The sequence below is a fragment of the Flavobacterium sp. CG_9.1 genome (assembly GCF_015751645.1).
Taxonomy (GTDB): Bacteria; Bacteroidota; Bacteroidia; order Flavobacteriales; family Flavobacteriaceae; genus Flavobacterium; species Flavobacterium xanthum.
In genome coordinates, this window is record NZ_JADOVC010000014.1 from 82,265 (window position 1) to 99,608 (window position 17,344).

General features: G+C 34.6%; 9 protein-coding genes. 3 read left to right on the forward strand and 6 right to left on the reverse strand.

Going from position 1 to position 17,344, the window contains the following annotated elements; all coding sequences use genetic code 11:
* Positions 1-176: 176 nt before the first annotated feature.
* From IWX83_RS09435 to corA, 4 genes are all read right to left on the reverse strand, one after another.
* Entirely contained in the window at positions 177-2,921 is a 2,745-nt protein-coding gene (locus IWX83_RS09435) for a histidine kinase (RefSeq protein WP_196829251.1), read from the reverse strand.
* 97 nt (positions 2,922-3,018) lie between these two features.
* Positions 3,019-4,218, reverse strand: a complete 1,200-nt coding sequence (locus tag IWX83_RS09440) for an acetate/propionate family kinase (protein WP_196829253.1) — start codon at positions 4,216-4,218, stop codon at positions 3,019-3,021.
* Positions 4,219-4,294: 76 nt separating this feature from the next.
* Positions 4,295-6,388 (reverse strand): phosphate acetyltransferase, encoded by a 2,094-nt coding sequence (pta, locus tag IWX83_RS09445; protein WP_196829255.1) that lies wholly within the window; start codon positions 6,386-6,388, stop codon positions 4,295-4,297.
* A gap of 51 nt (positions 6,389-6,439) precedes the next feature.
* The gene (corA, locus tag IWX83_RS09450) at positions 6,440-7,510 is read right to left on the reverse strand and encodes a magnesium/cobalt transporter CorA (protein WP_196829257.1); all 1,071 of its coding nucleotides are present in this window, start codon (positions 7,508-7,510) and stop codon (positions 6,440-6,442) included.
* A 340-nt stretch (positions 7,511-7,850) separates the two neighbouring features.
* On the opposite strand from corA, the gene IWX83_RS09455 reads away from it, so the two are divergent.
* A complete protein-coding gene (locus tag IWX83_RS09455; RefSeq protein ID WP_196829259.1) occupies positions 7,851-10,412 on the forward strand; it encodes a zinc-dependent metalloprotease in 2,562 nt (853 codons plus the stop codon).
* A 779-nt stretch (positions 10,413-11,191) separates the two neighbouring features.
* On the opposite strand, the gene IWX83_RS09460 is transcribed toward IWX83_RS09455, so the two are convergent.
* Positions 11,192-11,917 (reverse strand): bacteriorhodopsin-like, encoded by a 726-nt coding sequence (locus tag IWX83_RS09460; RefSeq protein WP_073353058.1) that lies wholly within the window; start codon positions 11,915-11,917, stop codon positions 11,192-11,194.
* Between the two features lie 110 nt (positions 11,918-12,027).
* On the opposite strand from IWX83_RS09460, the gene IWX83_RS09465 reads away from it, so the two are divergent.
* Complete coding sequence (locus tag IWX83_RS09465) at positions 12,028-12,924, forward strand: Brp/Blh family beta-carotene 15,15'-dioxygenase (protein ID WP_196829261.1); 897 nt, start codon at positions 12,028-12,030, stop codon at positions 12,922-12,924.
* A 222-nt stretch (positions 12,925-13,146) separates the two neighbouring features.
* Here IWX83_RS09465 and dnaK read toward each other — a convergent pair whose 3' ends face one another.
* Positions 13,147-15,033 carry a molecular chaperone DnaK gene (dnaK, locus tag IWX83_RS09470; RefSeq protein ID WP_196829263.1) on the reverse strand — a complete coding sequence of 629 codons (1,887 nt, stop codon included), beginning with the start codon at positions 15,031-15,033 and terminating at the stop codon, positions 13,147-13,149.
* Positions 15,034-15,938: 905 nt separating this feature from the next.
* On the opposite strand from dnaK, the gene xerA reads away from it, so the two are divergent.
* The gene (xerA, locus tag IWX83_RS09475) at positions 15,939-16,985 is read left to right on the forward strand and encodes a site-specific tyrosine recombinase/integron integrase (RefSeq protein ID WP_196829265.1); all 1,047 of its coding nucleotides are present in this window, start codon (positions 15,939-15,941) and stop codon (positions 16,983-16,985) included.
* The last annotated feature ends 359 nt before the right edge of the window (positions 16,986-17,344 follow it).

The following is a 17,344-nucleotide window of genomic DNA, read 5'->3' on the forward strand; positions in this document are numbered from 1 at the left end:
GAAATTACTACATAATTACATCAAAATTGTAAAATAAGACAATAAATCAATGTTTTATGGGAGCTAACGACCACACAAGTGTGCTGTATCATGACTGTATGATGTAGTAATGATGTACTAGGATTTCACAACAAAAGAGGTTATTTAATAACGTATCAATAAAAATAACGCGTCTTTTATATCGTTAATAAAAATTTAGAAAGATTTTCTTCTTGAGTAAGGTTCAATTTCTTACGCAAACGATAGCGATGCAACTCCACTCCTCTGAAAGAAATATTCATCATGGGTGCAATTTCTTTAGATGAAAGATTCATTTTTAAGTAAATACAAAGCTTAATATCCTTTGAGGTGAGAGCCGGATATTTTTTAGAAAGATGAATGATGAATTCATTATGAATTTGGTTCAAATTTGTCTCAAATGTTTCCCATTCATGTTTGTTGACAGCATTAATTTTAATGACTTTTTTAATTTCACTTTTCAATTTATTGAAATCCATATCCGAATCTAAAATTCCTTGAATATTCTCTATCATTTCACTTTGCTTTGCAATTGATAGTGACTTTCCTGCTACTTCTGAGGATTTGGATTGCAATTCTAATTCTAAAATATGTTTCTCATATTCCTGAATATTCAATTCGTTATCAGCCTTTAATTCCATTTCGAGAATTTTCTTTTGATGCTTTAATTCTTCATCTCGCAACGCTAACTTTTGAACATATCGCATTTTATTCCATTTGTAATACAGATACAAAATCAAACCGATAACAGTTAGATACAATGCAATCATCCAAAGCGAAAAATACCAAGGCTTGGCCACAATAAACTGGAAATTAGAAAGCAAGTCATAATTAAGTCCATCATGAAGATAAAAGCTAATCTCTGCAGAGCCACTATTTAAATTATTTAAAACAATCAATCCTTCGCTTACAGGAATAAATTCTTTTGTTCCGCTTATTTTATAAAATAAATTAGGTCTTGCTGCTCCAAAAACACCAGACAATACATGCAACTGTAATTCAGAATTATAAGGGATTTTAGATTTATTTGGAACCAAAACGTCGTTCACAAAAGCTTCAATCCTAATTTTAGAATCACTCTTATTTACCTCTTTTAATTGCAGCGAAATAAAACCATCATCCAGATTTAACAAATAATTGTTTTTGTATTTGAATACTTTTAAATTGTCATTGATAATTTTACCCCTATAATATTTCTCTTGGATAATGTTGCGAACAAATTTATTCCCTTTAGCATAAATAGTATATAAAAGCCCTTCTTGTAGTAGTAGAAAGTGATTTTCATCAATGGATACGATATTTGATACATTTTTAAAGTTTGCATTAAACAATTCATTTTCTTCTAATTGGTTAGTGATGGAATTATAAGTGTACCATAACTTATTGATTAAAAATAGAATCTCATTTCTAAACTCAAATATTTTCACCCCAAAATCATTCTTAATTTTGCTGCTTTGCGTTACATTCTTTAAAGCAGTTGTTTCGTACGCATCATTATAAAGAATTCGATACAAACCTCTATTATTATCCGCAGCCCATATTTCATTTTTTCGGTTTTGAGCAACATATTTTATCGGTTTTAAAATTCCCTTTATTACTATATTTTGATTCAAATTATTCACATCCTTATAAATAAATACGCCGCTGTAAGTTGCTTGCAAATACGAATTATTAATGCTGCTTTTGGTTACATTCCACCCTCCATTTATAGTACTTAGTTTAGAAAACACGCCATTATCGTAAAGAAAAGTCCCTTCATTATGACCTATCAAGTATTTATCATTTAATTTACTGATATTCCAAGCTTGTCCTTGCGTATCCGGTATTAAGGAAAGTTGCTTGTCTTCATATTTAAAAATCCCATGGTTAGAAGCCATCAAATAGCCTTTTGACGTACTTGCAACAGAATAAACCGATCCTAAAACACCTGAATTATCGTAAAAGATAGAAATAGGAGAATTAACCTCAATATGAGCAATTCCATTGTCTAATCCCAACCATAAGTCATTCTCTTTGTCTAAACCAATACTCAAAATGGAGTTGTTCATCAAGACATTATTCCGATTGATATTTTGATATGAATTCGTGTTTAAATCAAAAATATAAACCCCTTTATTAGCCGTTCCTATAACTAATTTATTGTTTTTAATGAAGGCCGCAACATTGATGTTAGCTGCTTTCAAAATTGGATTTAGAGTACTATTCCAAGGTTTAAGAACTCCGTTTTCTGCTACATAAACACCATTTTTTTTGGTAAAAAAATAGATTTTATTTTGGAATTTTTCAATAGCATGAATTACGTTATTTTCTAAGATGGACCATCCTGGAATTTTTTCAAATGCGGCACCATTCATTCTATGAATTCCTTTTTCTACTGAAGCTACTAATAATTGATTGTCTACCACAAAACAATACGAAACCAGAAAAGGGAATTTATTTTTCTGTATTACTTTTCCATCATACAAAAAAAGTCCGTTAAACGATTGAAAGTAAATTTTACCTTTGAATTTAAATATCTTCCAAATTTCTTCATTATCACTATCATCAAAAACCTTTGTTTTATCAGAAATAGAGACATAAATCATCTTTCCTTTTTTTCGGGTCCAATAGCCAAATTCTTTATACGAACCTGTATAAATACGATCCCCATCGACCATTACGGAACGAATTATGGTTTTGTTTGGCAAACTATATTTCTCCCATTTTACCCCATCATACCGCAGTAAGTAATAATTATTAGCAAAGTACATTGCGCTATCATTCCCTTGTGCTACACTCCAGATCTGATTATCACCTTGATAATTTGATTTGTTATAATTTTCAACAAACGGAAGCAACTCTTGCGAATAAAAGGGCAAGGAGCTAAAATATAAGAGGAAGAAGAGGGCAATTTTTACTTTCAAAATAGGGTATTTTATGTCCAAATATAAACAGATTTATTAAATATAGAGCCAGAAAAAGCTTCTGGTTAGAGAAGCTTTTTTAGTACTATTGCATTTATTAAGTCGTTAGCAATTCAAAAACCTGATTGGCAATTTCGATTTCTTCATTGGTAGGAATTACTAATATTTTAGTTTTAGAATCCTCGGTATTGATTTCTCGAATAGCCTTGGACCGAATTTCATTTTTGGACTCATCCAATTTTATTCCGAAATAGTCCATATCCGTACACACTAATTTCCGGATATAAGAAGAATTTTCTCCAATTCCCGCCGTAAAAATAATAGCGTCTAATCCATTTAAAACTGCGGTGTAGGATCCAATATATTTCTTTATACGGTAGGCATTCATCGCCAAAGCCAACTGACAATCGGCATTTCCATTTTCCGCATTGGCTTCTATGTCTCTTAAATCGCTGTAGCCGGTAAGTCCCAGCATTCCGCTCTGTTTTTGCAACATCGTATTCACGGCTTCAAGCGAGTACCCTAATGTATTGACCAAGTAAAAAATCACGGATTGATCTAGATCTCCGCTTCGGGTTCCCATAATCAATCCGTTCATTGGACCAAAACCCAACGTATGATCGATGCTTTTCCCATCTTTTATCGCGGTCATACTGCAACCATTTCCTAAATGGATCGTGATAATTCTAGACCCTTTATTTAAAGAATTTTGCTTTAAATACTGAATCGCATTTTCCGAAACATATTTGTGACTCGTTCCGTGAAAACCATATACGCGTATTTTATTTTCTGTCAAAAGGTAATTGGGTATTGCATATTTGTGGGCCACAACTGGAATAGTTTGGTGGAAGGCCGTATCAAAAACAGCCACTTGTTTGGCTCCACTAAAAATCGCTTCCGCCACAATTATTCCTTCTAAATTTGCAGGATTATGCAAAGGAGCTAATTCAAAAAGCTGTCTAATTTTATCCTTGACTGCAGCAGTAATAATTACCGTATTAGAAAATGCACTTCCTCCATGAACGACACGATGTCCAACGGCATCAATTTCTGCGGTGCTTGTAATCACTCCAACTGTTTCATCCAGTAAGAGTTGGGCAATTTTTTCTAATCCAATTTTATGGTTTGCAATAGGCACGTTTTCTTCTAATTTAGTCGTATCCGTTACATACGTTAAATTCGAAGTTTCCAATCCTATTCTGTCAATCATCCCTGAACAAATCACTTCGTTTGCCGGCATACTGATTAACTGGTATTTTATAGACGAACTGCCTGAGTTTATAATTACTATTTTCATTTATTTTTTAATTTTTTTACGGTTCTAAGATCCAAAGACACTAAGGCCCTTAGTCACTTAGAACCTTAGTGCCTCTTTACAATCCCTGTGCTTGAATGGCCGTAATCACGACTGTATTTATAATATCATCTACCGTACAACCGCGGCTCAAATCGTTTACCGGTTTGTTCAATCCTTGCAACATTGGACCAATTGCCAGCGCACCTGTTTCTCTTTGTACCGCTTTATAGGTATTATTTCCTGTATTTAAATCCGGAAAAATCAAAACACTCGCTTGTCCTGCCACTTCTGAATTGGGTAATTTACTTTTTCCAACGGCCATATCAACGGCAGCATCGTATTGAATAGGACCTTCAATTTTTAAATCGGGGCGTTTTTTCCGCACTATTTCAGTAGCTGTTCGCACTTTGTCTACTTCATCGCCTTTTCCGGATGAACCAGATGAATAGGAAAGCATGGCGATTTTTGGTTCAATTCCAAAAGCCAAACTAGAATCTGCTGAGGAAATAGCGATTTCAGCCAATTGCTCCGCGGTAGGATTAGGATTAATGGCGCAATCTCCAAAAACAGAAACCCTGTCCTCTAAACACATGAAAAATATAGATGAAACTACAGAGGAATTCGGTTTTGTTTTAATGAATTGCAGCGCAGGTAAAATGGTGTGTTGCGTGGTATGTGCCGCTCCAGAAACCATTCCGTCTGCGTGGCCTTTATACACCATCATCGTTCCAAAATACGAAACATCTTCCATCAAATCTTTCGCCATTCCCAAGGTTACATTTTTGGCTTTTCGCAACTCATAATACGTATTTACATAATCGTCATAATGCTCAGATGCTATGGGATTGATGATTTCTACTTTGGAAAAGTCAAAAAACAAGCCCAACTCTGCGACCTTACTTTCTATTTGTTTTTTATTTCCAATGATAGAAATATCGACTACATCCATCTCTAATAAACGGGAAGCTGCCATTATGATTCTGTCGTCATTGCCTTCTGGCAACACAATATGTTTTCTATGCTGTCTCGCTCTTTTTACCAAATTATATTGAAACATTTTGGGTGTCATTCCTTCTGCTTCAAAAGTGATTAATTTTTCAGCTAAGTTGTCTAAGTCCACATATTTTTCGAAAGTAGTAATCGAAATTTCAATCTTCTGCTTGTTGTTTGCGTAAATTTTAGATTTAATAGAACCTATTTTATTGGTAATATAATACGTTCCTTCTTCTACTGCAATAATAGGCACAATGGTCGAAAGACCTTCAATAAGCTTGAGAATACTGACTTCAGGCACAATATTCCCTGTTAAAACGATCCCAGAAATAGTAGGATAATTAGCCGACTCATTTGCTTGTAAAGCTCCCAAAATAATATCGGCTCTATCGCCCGGAGTAATTACCAGACTGTTTTCTTTTAAGTGCAGTAAATAATTTCGCAACTGCATCGCGCCTACACTAAAATTTCCTGTTTGATTGTTTAGGTGGGCTTCGCCAAAAAGTACTTTTGCATCCAGCTCCTTAACAATTTCTTGAACTGTTGGATTATTCAAATTGTGGATCAAAGGAATCGCATTTACCAACACGCTTTCAGGCAAACTTTTTCGTAGGCCAGTTGTGACTATGTCTATATTTTCATGCTGCACTTTATTGGCAATTACGGCCAAAACCTCTACATCTTTCACTTTAAAAGAATCATAGGCGAGATACAAACTGTCCAAGAGTTCCTCTAAGGTTTTACCTACTCCAGATCCAACAATAATGGTTGGGATTCCCAAATTTTTAGCAATCAGCACATTCATATCTAATTCGATCACGGTTCCTTCTCCGCTGAAGCCAGTTCCTTCGACCAAAACAAAGTCAAATCGTTCCTCAAGTTTTTTATATTTTTCAATAATCAAATCAAGAACCTCCCCTATTTTTCCTTTATTTTTTTTCTTGATTAGCTTACTTTTCGTAATAGCAAAAGCATCTTCAAATGCGATATCTAAACCAAAATGGCCAATCACCGTCTCAATGTGATTGTCAAATCCTCCTTCTTCAATATCTTCAATTATAGGTCTAAAATAGCCCACCTTGGCAGTTTTACCAATTAGCATGCTCATTAGTCCTAGTGTGATAATCGACTTACCGCTATTTTGCTCGCTTGTCGCTATATAAATGGCCTTGTTCATTTTTTTATTTTTTATTTAATTCCAAAAATTGAATATTTTGAATGATCGCTATTAAAACCAACGGCGTTTTTTAAAGTAAATAATCATTCCAACTACTATTAAAAACATAGCACCCATGACCGTATGATAACCGTAATGCCGCTTGAGTTCTGGCATGTATTCAAAATTCATTCCGTAAACTCCCACTATAAAAGTAAGTGGAATAAATATAGCAGAAACAATGGTCAACGTTTTCATAATCTCATTCATCTTATGCGTTTGTGCCGAGAAATAGAAATTAGAAGCACTCTCCAAGGAACCCATATCTGATTCTATTTGCTCTAAAAGTTCTAAACTCTTTTGATGCAAGCGGGCAAAAAAGCTAAAAGTATCACTTTCCATCGCATTAAAAACATTGTCATCCTTAATGCTTTTGATGTCATACAAGGAATCCCGAAGCGGAATAATGGACCGCTTCAAAAAATTAAAATTATCCCTGTGCTTCTCAATCCGTTCGAGAATTTCGGGATCTGGGCTCTGCTTGCTTAGATTGATTAACTCCTCTAGCTTATCCTCTTCATTTTCTAACGTAATGTAAAAATTTTCCATGATAGCATCCAGCAGAACGTACAATAAATAATCTGCTTTCTTTTCTCTCACTAGTCCAGAATGGGTGCGAATTCGCTCCCGAATGTGGGTAAAAAAATCACTTCTTTTTTCCTGAAAAGAAATTAAAACCCCCTCTTTTAACAGAAAACTGATTTGCTCCACATTAATATTATCGGAGTTTTCCGTAGGCAATATTGATTTTATATTGAAAAATAAAAATTCATGTGATTCCTCCAGTTTGGTTCTTCGTACCGTATTCATAATATCGGCCAACATGAAGTTATCGATTTTAAAATAAGCGCTTATCGATTTTAACCACTCTACATTATTTAATCCATGAATATTAATCCAATTTGTTTTTTGACCGTCTATATACTTATCTAGATTAGACACTTTAAAATCTTCGTACTCTGATAAGTTCAAATCATCATAAACGAACAATTGAATCTCTGAATCCTTAGTTTTATGAATTCCAGTATACTCCAGATTATAGGGTTGTAATTTCTTTCCTTTTTTGTACTTAATTTTTCTCATTCCAACTGATTTATGAAGTAATATTACAAAAAATCTTTTTCAAATGTACCGCAGCTGGTCCACTTTGAAGCTCCTGCGGTCACGAACACGTTTTTGATTTGCAATTGTAGCGACAAAAATAAGCAGAAATAAGTCGCTTCATGCTGAGAAAAATCATGTAAAATAAGCAAAACAATCCTTTTCAACGAATGTTAATTTATGTTAATTATTTGAAATTGAATTTTCAAACGGTATATTTTTCAAAATATATCAATAGATTTGAGGATTAATGGTATATAAATAGAAGATTCTCTTCTTTATATGCTAAAAACTAATTATTAACCATTTTATGTAGAACTACATGCTTAAAAAAAAACTAACCCTAATTATTGTATTTCTGTTGATTTTTTCCGCTCCAGAGACCTTTGCTCAAAGCAGAAAAAAGAGAAAAGCAGATAAAAATGCCGTTGCCAAAGTAGATACTAAGGCAAGTGATGCCAAAAAAGAACCTAAACCGTATAAGAAAGTAATTGATTCGAGTGCTGTTACCCAAAAAGGTTTGATTGATGTTCATAAAATTGACAACAAATACCTTTTTGAAATTCCAGATTCTATTTTAGGAAGTGAAATGATGACCATCACCCGTTATTCTAAAACTCCTGCCGGCGGAGGAATCTTTGGTGGAGAAGAAATCAACAGACAAGTGGTTCGCTGGGAAAAAGGATTAAATAACAATATCCTGCTGCGCTCTATCACCTATGTGATTATGTCTCCAGATGCAGATAAACCATTGGCTCAAGCGGTTAAGAATTCAACTTCGGATCCAATCATTGGTAATTATGACGTGCTGGCCTATAAAAAAGATGAAGCTGGAAAAATTACTGGTTATGTGGTCGACTTAGCTACCACTTTTGATGCTGATGTGCAAACTTTTTCTTTGGATCCAATAAAGAAACAACTATTAAACATTCAAGCGTTTCAAAAAGACCGATCGTTTATTTCAAAAGTAAGTAGTTTCCCGATCAATACTGAAATTAGAAGTGTAAAAACCTTTACTACAACCCCTCCAAAAATAAATACTTCGCCAACACCAAAAATTGGAGTTGATTTGCCATCGGCTTTAGATGCTGGAGTACTTACTGTAGAAATGAATACTTCCATGATTTTATTGCCAAAAAATCCGATGCGTAAAAGAGCTTTTGATGCGCGTGTAGGTTATTTTGCCAATCAATATGGTGTGTTTGAAGAAGAATCTCAAAAATCAGATACCAAAGTCTTTGCGGTAAGATGGCGCTTAGAACCAAAATCTCCTGAAGATGCCCAAAAACAAAAAATGGGGGAATTGATTGAGCCTTTGAAACCTATTGTGTACTACATTGATCCGGCTACTCCAGAAAAATGGAAAAAGTACATCAAACAAGGTATTGACGATTGGCAGGTTGCTTTCGAAAATGCCGGTTGGAAAAATGCAATCCGCGGTGAATATTGGCCAGAAAATGATCCAACAATGAGCTTGGAAGATGCCCGTTTCTCTGTACTACGGTATTTTGCCGCCGAAATTCAAAATGCTTATGGTCCTAATGTTCATGACCCAAGAACAGGTGAAATTTTAGAAAGCCACATTGGTTGGTACCACAATATCATGAGTCTTTTAAGAAACTGGTATTTGATTCAAACCGCTGCGGTTGACCCTGCGGCAAGAGCTAAGAAATTTGATGATAAATTAATGGGAGAATTAATCCGATTTGTTTCCTCGCATGAAGTGGGACACACTTTAGGATTGCGTCACAATATGGGAGCCAGTTCAGCCACTCCAGTTGAAAAACTAAGAGACAAAGACTACCAAGACAAAAACGGTCACACTTCGTCAATCATGGATTATGCTCGTTTTAACTACGTAGCACAACCAGAAGATGGCGTTACAGCTTTGTTTCCAAGAATTGGAGATTATGATAAGTGGGCTATCAAATGGGGCTATTCTTATTTTGAAGACACTAAGACTGAAGCGCAAGAAAAAGCATTCTTAAACGAAATGACTAAGGAAGCGTATAAAAATAATCGCTTGTGGTTTGGTTCTGAATCTAGCCCTTACGACCCAAGATATCAAACAGAAGATATAGGTGATAATGCAATGCGCGCTTCTGAATACGGAATTAAAAACTTGAAAAGAATCCTTCCTAATTTATTGCAATGGTCTAAGGAAGATGGCGAAAGTTATTCAGAATTAGAGGAACTTTATGGTGCACTTACCGGACAGTTTAGAAGATATATGGGCCACGTTACTAAAAACGTAGGGGGGATTTATGATTCTCCTAAAACCTATGACATGTCTGGAAATCAATTTCAAGTAGTACCAAAAAGCATCCAAAAAGATGCGGTAGCGTTCTTGAATACACAATTATTCACTACGCCAAAATGGTTGTTGGATCAAAACATTCTTTCCAAAATAAATCCTGAAAGTGGTGTTGAAGCGATCAAAGGAATGCAAGATGCGACCTTGTCAAGTTTGATGGCAGGAGACCGAATGGTGCGCCTTTTAGAAACTTCTACAGCCAGTAAAGACAATTATTCTGTTGATGAATTGATTACTGATTTGAATAAAGGAATTTTCTCTGAGTTGAAAGGAAACAGTTCTATCGATATGTATCGCAGAAACGTACAAAAATTGTATGTAGATAAAATGATTGAACTGCTAAAACCAGGTTCTACCACGGTGCGATCAGTACCTGTGGGCGTAACGTATGGTTTCAATACCAGAAGAGTTAACTTAGCTCAAACGGACTTACCATCTATTGCTAGAGGCCAATTGAATGCACTAAAAAATGATTTGAAAATGTCATCTTCTCGAATGACTGATCGAATGAGTAAATATCACGTACTCGATTTAATATCCAGAATTAGTGAAGCTTTAGATCCTAAATAAAATAATTAAATAGAATTAAAAAGGGAAAATGTATCACTACATTTTCCCTTTTTTTTTACACTAAACAAAACTCTCAAAAACTAATTACAAATTCGCAGATTTATAGCTATAGTAATTAGGCGAACAAGAGTGGAAAGCCTTTTTTGTATCTTAAGTAATATCGCATAACTACTTTTGGCGAAAGTATTCCTTTTTTATTTCTACTACTCCCAGGGTATTTTGAGATACAGGAAATTTTCATTACCGCAGATTCACAGATGTATACTTTCATTAATCAGATACATAATTATTTTATACCAATATAATTTGTTTTCAACACAATTAAAATTAGTACGCCTGTATTCTTGCTATTTGTCATACTGGAAGCGTCTAAATTATGTTGCATTTTTACAGTGAGTATAATGGAAACCTGTGCAATGGTGCAAAATAACAAGTGAACTATGTTAAACCTGAAAACATATAAATCTCTATTTATTACTTATTATAGCAACCTAAGTAATAAGAATAAAACAATGATGTATTTTTTTTTACCATATAAGTCATTAAAGTTTCATTTGTGTAAGACTGATAACTTAAGCAATAATAAGGTCATTTAAGGTTTAATGCTTACATGACTTTTTATGTTAAATAGTATTTCACTCATTTTATAGTACGGCAATAAATAAGTCCAACTACTTACTATGAATTGCAATGAATAGAAAAATCGGATATTACTTTTACCCATAAAAAAAACCGAACTATTTCTAGTTCGGTTTTCAAATTAAAGATGAAAAAAGGAATTAATCTTTAGAAGACTTAACAGCTAAACTGTAGATTACTAAACCAAATCCAATTTTATTGATAGCATCTGCAATGTTGTACACTACATCGATGTTACCCGCAGGGATAAATGAGTTGTACCATCCTGTTGTTCCCATCATATATCCTAATGGATAGATTGACCAACCTACTAGTACAAACCAACATAAAATTTTGTGTGCTTTAAGCACTTCTCCACCAGCTGCTGTAGCTAATTTTGATGCTTCACCTAACCATATTTCATACACGATTAAGAAATAAGCAGCTCCGGAAATGAATCCCCATAAAGCAGCACTATCTGGAGCAATTACTTCTCCAATGTAACCTGTAACTAACATTACAATAGAATAAATAATCATCTTCCATAGTAATGATTGTTTGGCTCCCGCTACTTTTAGTATTAGGTAAAATTCCAAACACATTAACGGCACCGTTAGTACCCAGTCAACGTAACGAAAGAAAGTAGGCGATTCTCCAAATGAAGCCCAATAATCTCTCATGTAGAAATAATGTACCGCAGCAATAAAGGTAATTAAACCTGAAACTAATACTGAAGTTCGCCACTTTTTATCAAATTGGCTCAATGATAAAAAGAAGAATGCTGATGCAGCCATCATAGCCATACAGCCTACAAAAAAAGTAAATCCAACATAATCAGTAGGTAACATTTTCCCGACTAATCCAGAAATAAACATAAAATTTGTCATAAAAATTAATTTTAAATGGTTTTGTTTAACCAAATATATGAAAAGCTAAACGATAAAAAAACATTTTTGTTTATTATTTTTTACCTAATTTTAAACAATAATTAAATTAAATGAAAAATTATTCAAATATCGCAATAGTAGCTAGCTTTTTCGGATTGTGGATGGATTCCTTCTTATCCACAAAAATGCAAATACTATCCGGTTTCCTTTTGATTTTTACCTTTGGAATTTTACATGGCGCAAATGATTTGCTCCTAATTAAAAATACAAACACGATAAAGCAAACCAATTCTCGATTTAAAATACTAGCATATTACGTAATGGTTGTTTTAGCAGGGATATTTTTGTTTTACATTATTCCACAAGTAGCGCTTTTACTTTTTATCATAGTGAGCGCGAATCATTTTGGAGAACAGCAATGGCAAAATTTAGAACATGACTTTCCAACTTGGCTCCTATTACTATTCCACTTTTTTTACGGATTTGTTATTTTGCTCTTGTTATTTAATTTTCACACCATTCAAGTGCAGAACATCATCTTTAAAATAGCAAATGTGCTTGTGCCTCTTCCCTACTTTTGGATAGCACTGCAGGTTTCAGTTGGTGCTTTCCTAGGCTTAAGCGCCTATTTTTATTGGAAATCAGAAAAAATCAGAAAAAAATTACTAGTAGAATTCTTTTTTTTACTGCTCTTTGCGATCCTTTTTAAATCTTCCAGTCTAATATGGGGTTTTGCAATCTACTTCGTTTTATGGCACAGTATTCCTTCTATAATTGACCAAATTAAGTTTTTAAACGGCTCCTTTTCTACTACCTATTTTGTTGCCTATTGTCGAGCAGCAGGAGTTTACTGGCTCATCTCCATTGTAGGGATTGCACTGATCTATTTTATATTTAGAGAAGAGCAGCTTTTCAATGCTTTATTTTTCTCTTTCTTGGCTGCCATCACTTTTCCACATGCAGTTGTGATCACAAGAATGTTTGGCACAAAACAAACTACAAAATAGAGGCATAAAAAAAACCGAGCCATTGCTGACTCGGTTTTCACTATTCAAATTTCGATTACTATAAGGATTGTCGATTTGTACTTATTTAGTACTCAAGAAAGCAACCCTAAAAAAACAAATACACAAAAAAACCGAGCCATTGCTGACTCGGTTTCTCTTATTTAGATCCCGATTAAAATCGGGATAAGCGATTCACATCCCGATATATCGGGAGTTCTCTGCTTATTTTACTTCTTCAAATTCAACGTCTTCAACATTGTCTCCTTGAGCTGCATCCCCTTGAGGTTGTGCATCCCCTTGACCTTGTTCACCTTGAGCATACATCGCTTCAGTTGCTTTTTTCCAAGCACCGTTGATGTTGTCAAGAGCCGTTTGAATTGCAGGAATGTCTTGAGATTGGTGTGCCATTCTCAATTCAGTCAATGCATATTCTACTGCCACTTTGTTATCGTCAGATAATTTAGCTCCTAGTTCTTTCAATTGCGTTTCAGTTTGGAAAATCATTCCATCTGCTTCGTTCAATTTTTCAGCTCTAGATCTTGCGATTTTATCAGACTCAGCGTTAGCTTCAGCATCTTGTTTCATTCTTTCGATTTCTTCAGATGTTAATCCAGAAGAAGCTTCGATACGAATATCGTGAGATTTACCAGTTCCTTTATCAGTTGCCGAAACTTTGATGATACCATTAGCATCAATATCAAAAGTTACTTCAATTTGTGGAACCCCTCTTGGTGCTGGTGGAATACCGTCTAAGTTAAAACGACCGATCGTTTTGTTATCAGCAGCCATTGCTCTAGCGCCTTGCAATACGTGCAATTCAACTGTTGGTTGAGAATCTGCAGCAGTAGAGAAAACTTGAGATTTTTTAGTTGGAATAGTAGTATTAGACTCAATTAATGTAGTCATAACTCCACCCATAGTTTCAATACCTAAAGATAAAGGTGTAACGTCAAGTAACAATACATCTTTTACATCTCCAGAAAGAACTCCACCTTGAATAGCTGCTCCAATTGCAACAACTTCATCAGGGTTTACTCCTTTAGACGCTTTTTTACCAAAGAATTTTTCAACCTCTTCAGCAATTCTTGGCATACGAGTAGAACCTCCTACAAGGATCACTTCGTCAATATCAGAAACTGTTAAATTAGCATCCTTAAGCGCTTTAGCAACTGGTGCCATAGAACGTTTTACTAATGCGTCAGTTAATTTTTCAAATTGTGCTCTAGTTAATTTTTTAACTAAGTGTTTTGGTCCTGAAGCTGTAGCCGTTACGTACGGTAAGTTGATTTCAGTTTCCGCAGAAGAAGACAATTCAATTTTTGCTTTCTCAGCAGCTTCTTTTAAACGTTGCAAAGACATTGGATCTAAACGCAAGTCAATACCTTCTTCCGTTAAGAAATCAGCAGCTAACCAGTCAATAATTTCATGGTCAAAATCATCTCCACCTAAGTGAGTATCTCCGTTTGTAGACAATACTTCAAAAACTCCGTCTCCTAATTCAAGAACAGAAATATCAAATGTACCTCCTCCTAAATCGTAAACAGCAATTTTTTGATCTTTTCCTTTTTTATCTAAACCATAAGCAAGTGCAGCTGCTGTAGGCTCGTTGATAATACGCATTACTTTAAGACCTGCAATTTCACCCGCTTCTTTCGTAGCTTGACGTTGTGCATCATTAAAGTAAGCAGGAACCGTAATAACCGCTTCCGTAACTGTTTGACCTAAATAGTCTTCAGCAGTTTTTTTCATTTTTTGAAGTGTCATAGCTGACAATTCTTGAGCAGAGTATAAACGACCATCAATATCCACACGTGGTGTATTGTTGTCCCCTTTTACAATTTTGTATGAAACTCTTTTTGCTTCAGCCGAAACTTCACCAAAACCACGTCCCATAAAACGTTTGATAGAAGCAATAGTCTTAGTTGGATTAGTTACCGCTTGTCTTTTAGCAGGATCTCCTACTTTAATTTCCCCACCTTCAACAAAAGCGATGATAGATGGAGTTGTTCTTTTTCCTTCTGCATTAGGAATAACAACTGCTTCATTACCTTCCATTACAGAAACACAAGAGTTGGTCGTACCTAAATCAATTCCGATTATTTTACCCATTTTAAATATATTTAATTTTATTGTATACTAGTTTTAATGACTCGAAGTCGATAAGTCAATCTTTGTGCCAATACAAAACCCACTAATAAATTGTCAGTTTATGTTAAAATTGGCGTAAAAAAATCTGACAAGATGACATTTTAGGAGCTAATCCTGCTGTTCGTTGCAATCTCTGCCTGGGGTGGCTTTTTTTTCAAGGCGGCAAAGGAGCTTCCGATGGTCGCTCTTTGCAGCCAGAAAAAAAATAGCCATCCCTAGCCAGAGGATTTTCACTGCCATCAGGGCTAAAAAAAATACCAAAGCATTTCAGTACACCATACAATACACAACAACAAACCTAAAACTTACATGACTTATAGGATAAAAATCTCAAAACATATAAGTCATATAAGCGCAACACCGTACATGGCGCTTTCTAAACCTAAACGATACAACAAAAAACTTACATGACTTATAGTATAAAAAATCTCAAAACATATAAGTCATATAAGCCATAGAAGCGTAACACTATTCACTGCCTCTTTCTAAACCTAATCAATAAACATAAAACTTACATGACTTATATGTTAAATAATTAAAAACATATAAGCCATATAAGCGCAACACCGTACATTGTCTTTTTTCTCACTCTAATCAATAAACATAAAACTTACATGACTTATAGGATAAATAATTAAAAACATATAAGTCATATAAGCGCAACACCTTATATGGCGTTTTCTAAACCTAAAGAATACAACAAAAACTTACATGACTTATAGGATAAACAATTAAAAACACCAAACACAAAACTTATATGACTTATATGGTAAACAACCATAACTCAATCTATTTACCGTAAACAATTAAGCAGCTCCCGCTACTAGATTAAAAATCAATATCTTTAGTTTTTTAATTCGCTCCATATGAACTGGTCTGCAAAACTCCTCACACACAAAAACGAAAAACGAATAGCCGTTTATTTCGAAAAAAATATCGAATTCATCACCCGAATCAAACAAATTGACGACGCACGATGGAGCCAAACCCTAGTAGCTTGGCATTTGCCTGATACAGAAAATAACCGATTGCGATTTAAAATAAAGCCAGCATCGCACACCGTACCCTCTCTAGAAGGCATAGCACAGATAGAAAAGTTCACACAATGGCTATCCTCAAAAAGATATAGTCCCAGCACTATAAGAACATACAGCGAAGCATTAAAATCGTTTTTGGTTTTTTATCGAGAAAAAGCAATCCAAGAAATATCAAATGATGATGTAATCATGTACACTAATGACTACATACTAAAAAACAACTTATCTGCTTCCTACCAAAACCAAATCGTAAACGCCATCAAATTATATTTTAAGACCGTTCGTGAAACCAAAATAGAAATTGAAAAAATTCATCGACCAAAACGTTCTAAACTATTACCAAATGTATTAAGTAAAGAAGAAGTGAAATTAATTTTAGAAGCACACAGCAATATAAAACATAAAATGATGCTTTCGTTGATTTACAGTTGTGGTTTGCGTTGTGGTGAATTATTGGCACTGGAACCCGTACATATTGACTCCAAAAGAAATATCGTACTGCTCAAAAACTCCAAAGGCAAGAAAGACAGAATTGTACCTTTGAGTCCTAAGATCTTACATTTGCTGCGTGACTATTACACTTTATTTAAACCTGAAAAATATTTATTTGAAGGACAACAAAAAGGTCATGCTTATGACAGTCGCAGCTTGCAACAAGTACTAAAACAAGCATTACAAAAAGCAGGAATAACAAAACCTGTAACATTACACTGGTTGCGCCATAGTTACGCAACTCATCTGCTGGAAAACGGAACTGATTTAAGATACATACAAGAATTACTGGGTCACAACAGTAGCAAAACAACTGAAATATACACTCATGTTAGTACAAAAAGTATTCAACAAATAAAAAGCCCATTTGATGATTTGTACTAAATTTATTATTTATATATTTGTCAACAATGCGCTACGCAGTAGCGCCTATACACCCAAATTTGGGTAGATAAGCGCTACTGCGTAGCGCATATATACTAGTTATAAGCCATTTACCCGCTCAAATATATGACTCCATGTTTCAAAATATTTATCTTCACAATAGCTACCGTCAGAATATATCCATTCATTAGATGGTAATTCAATAATATCTCCGATTTTGCAAGTCATATCGGGGAATTCATTAATAACCTTAAAACGGCTTATAATCGAGTAGACGGCTCCGCCAGTAACTGACGGAGTGCGCCTCTCACACCACCGAACGTACGGGTCACGTATTCGGCGGTTCGCAAAGAGATGGG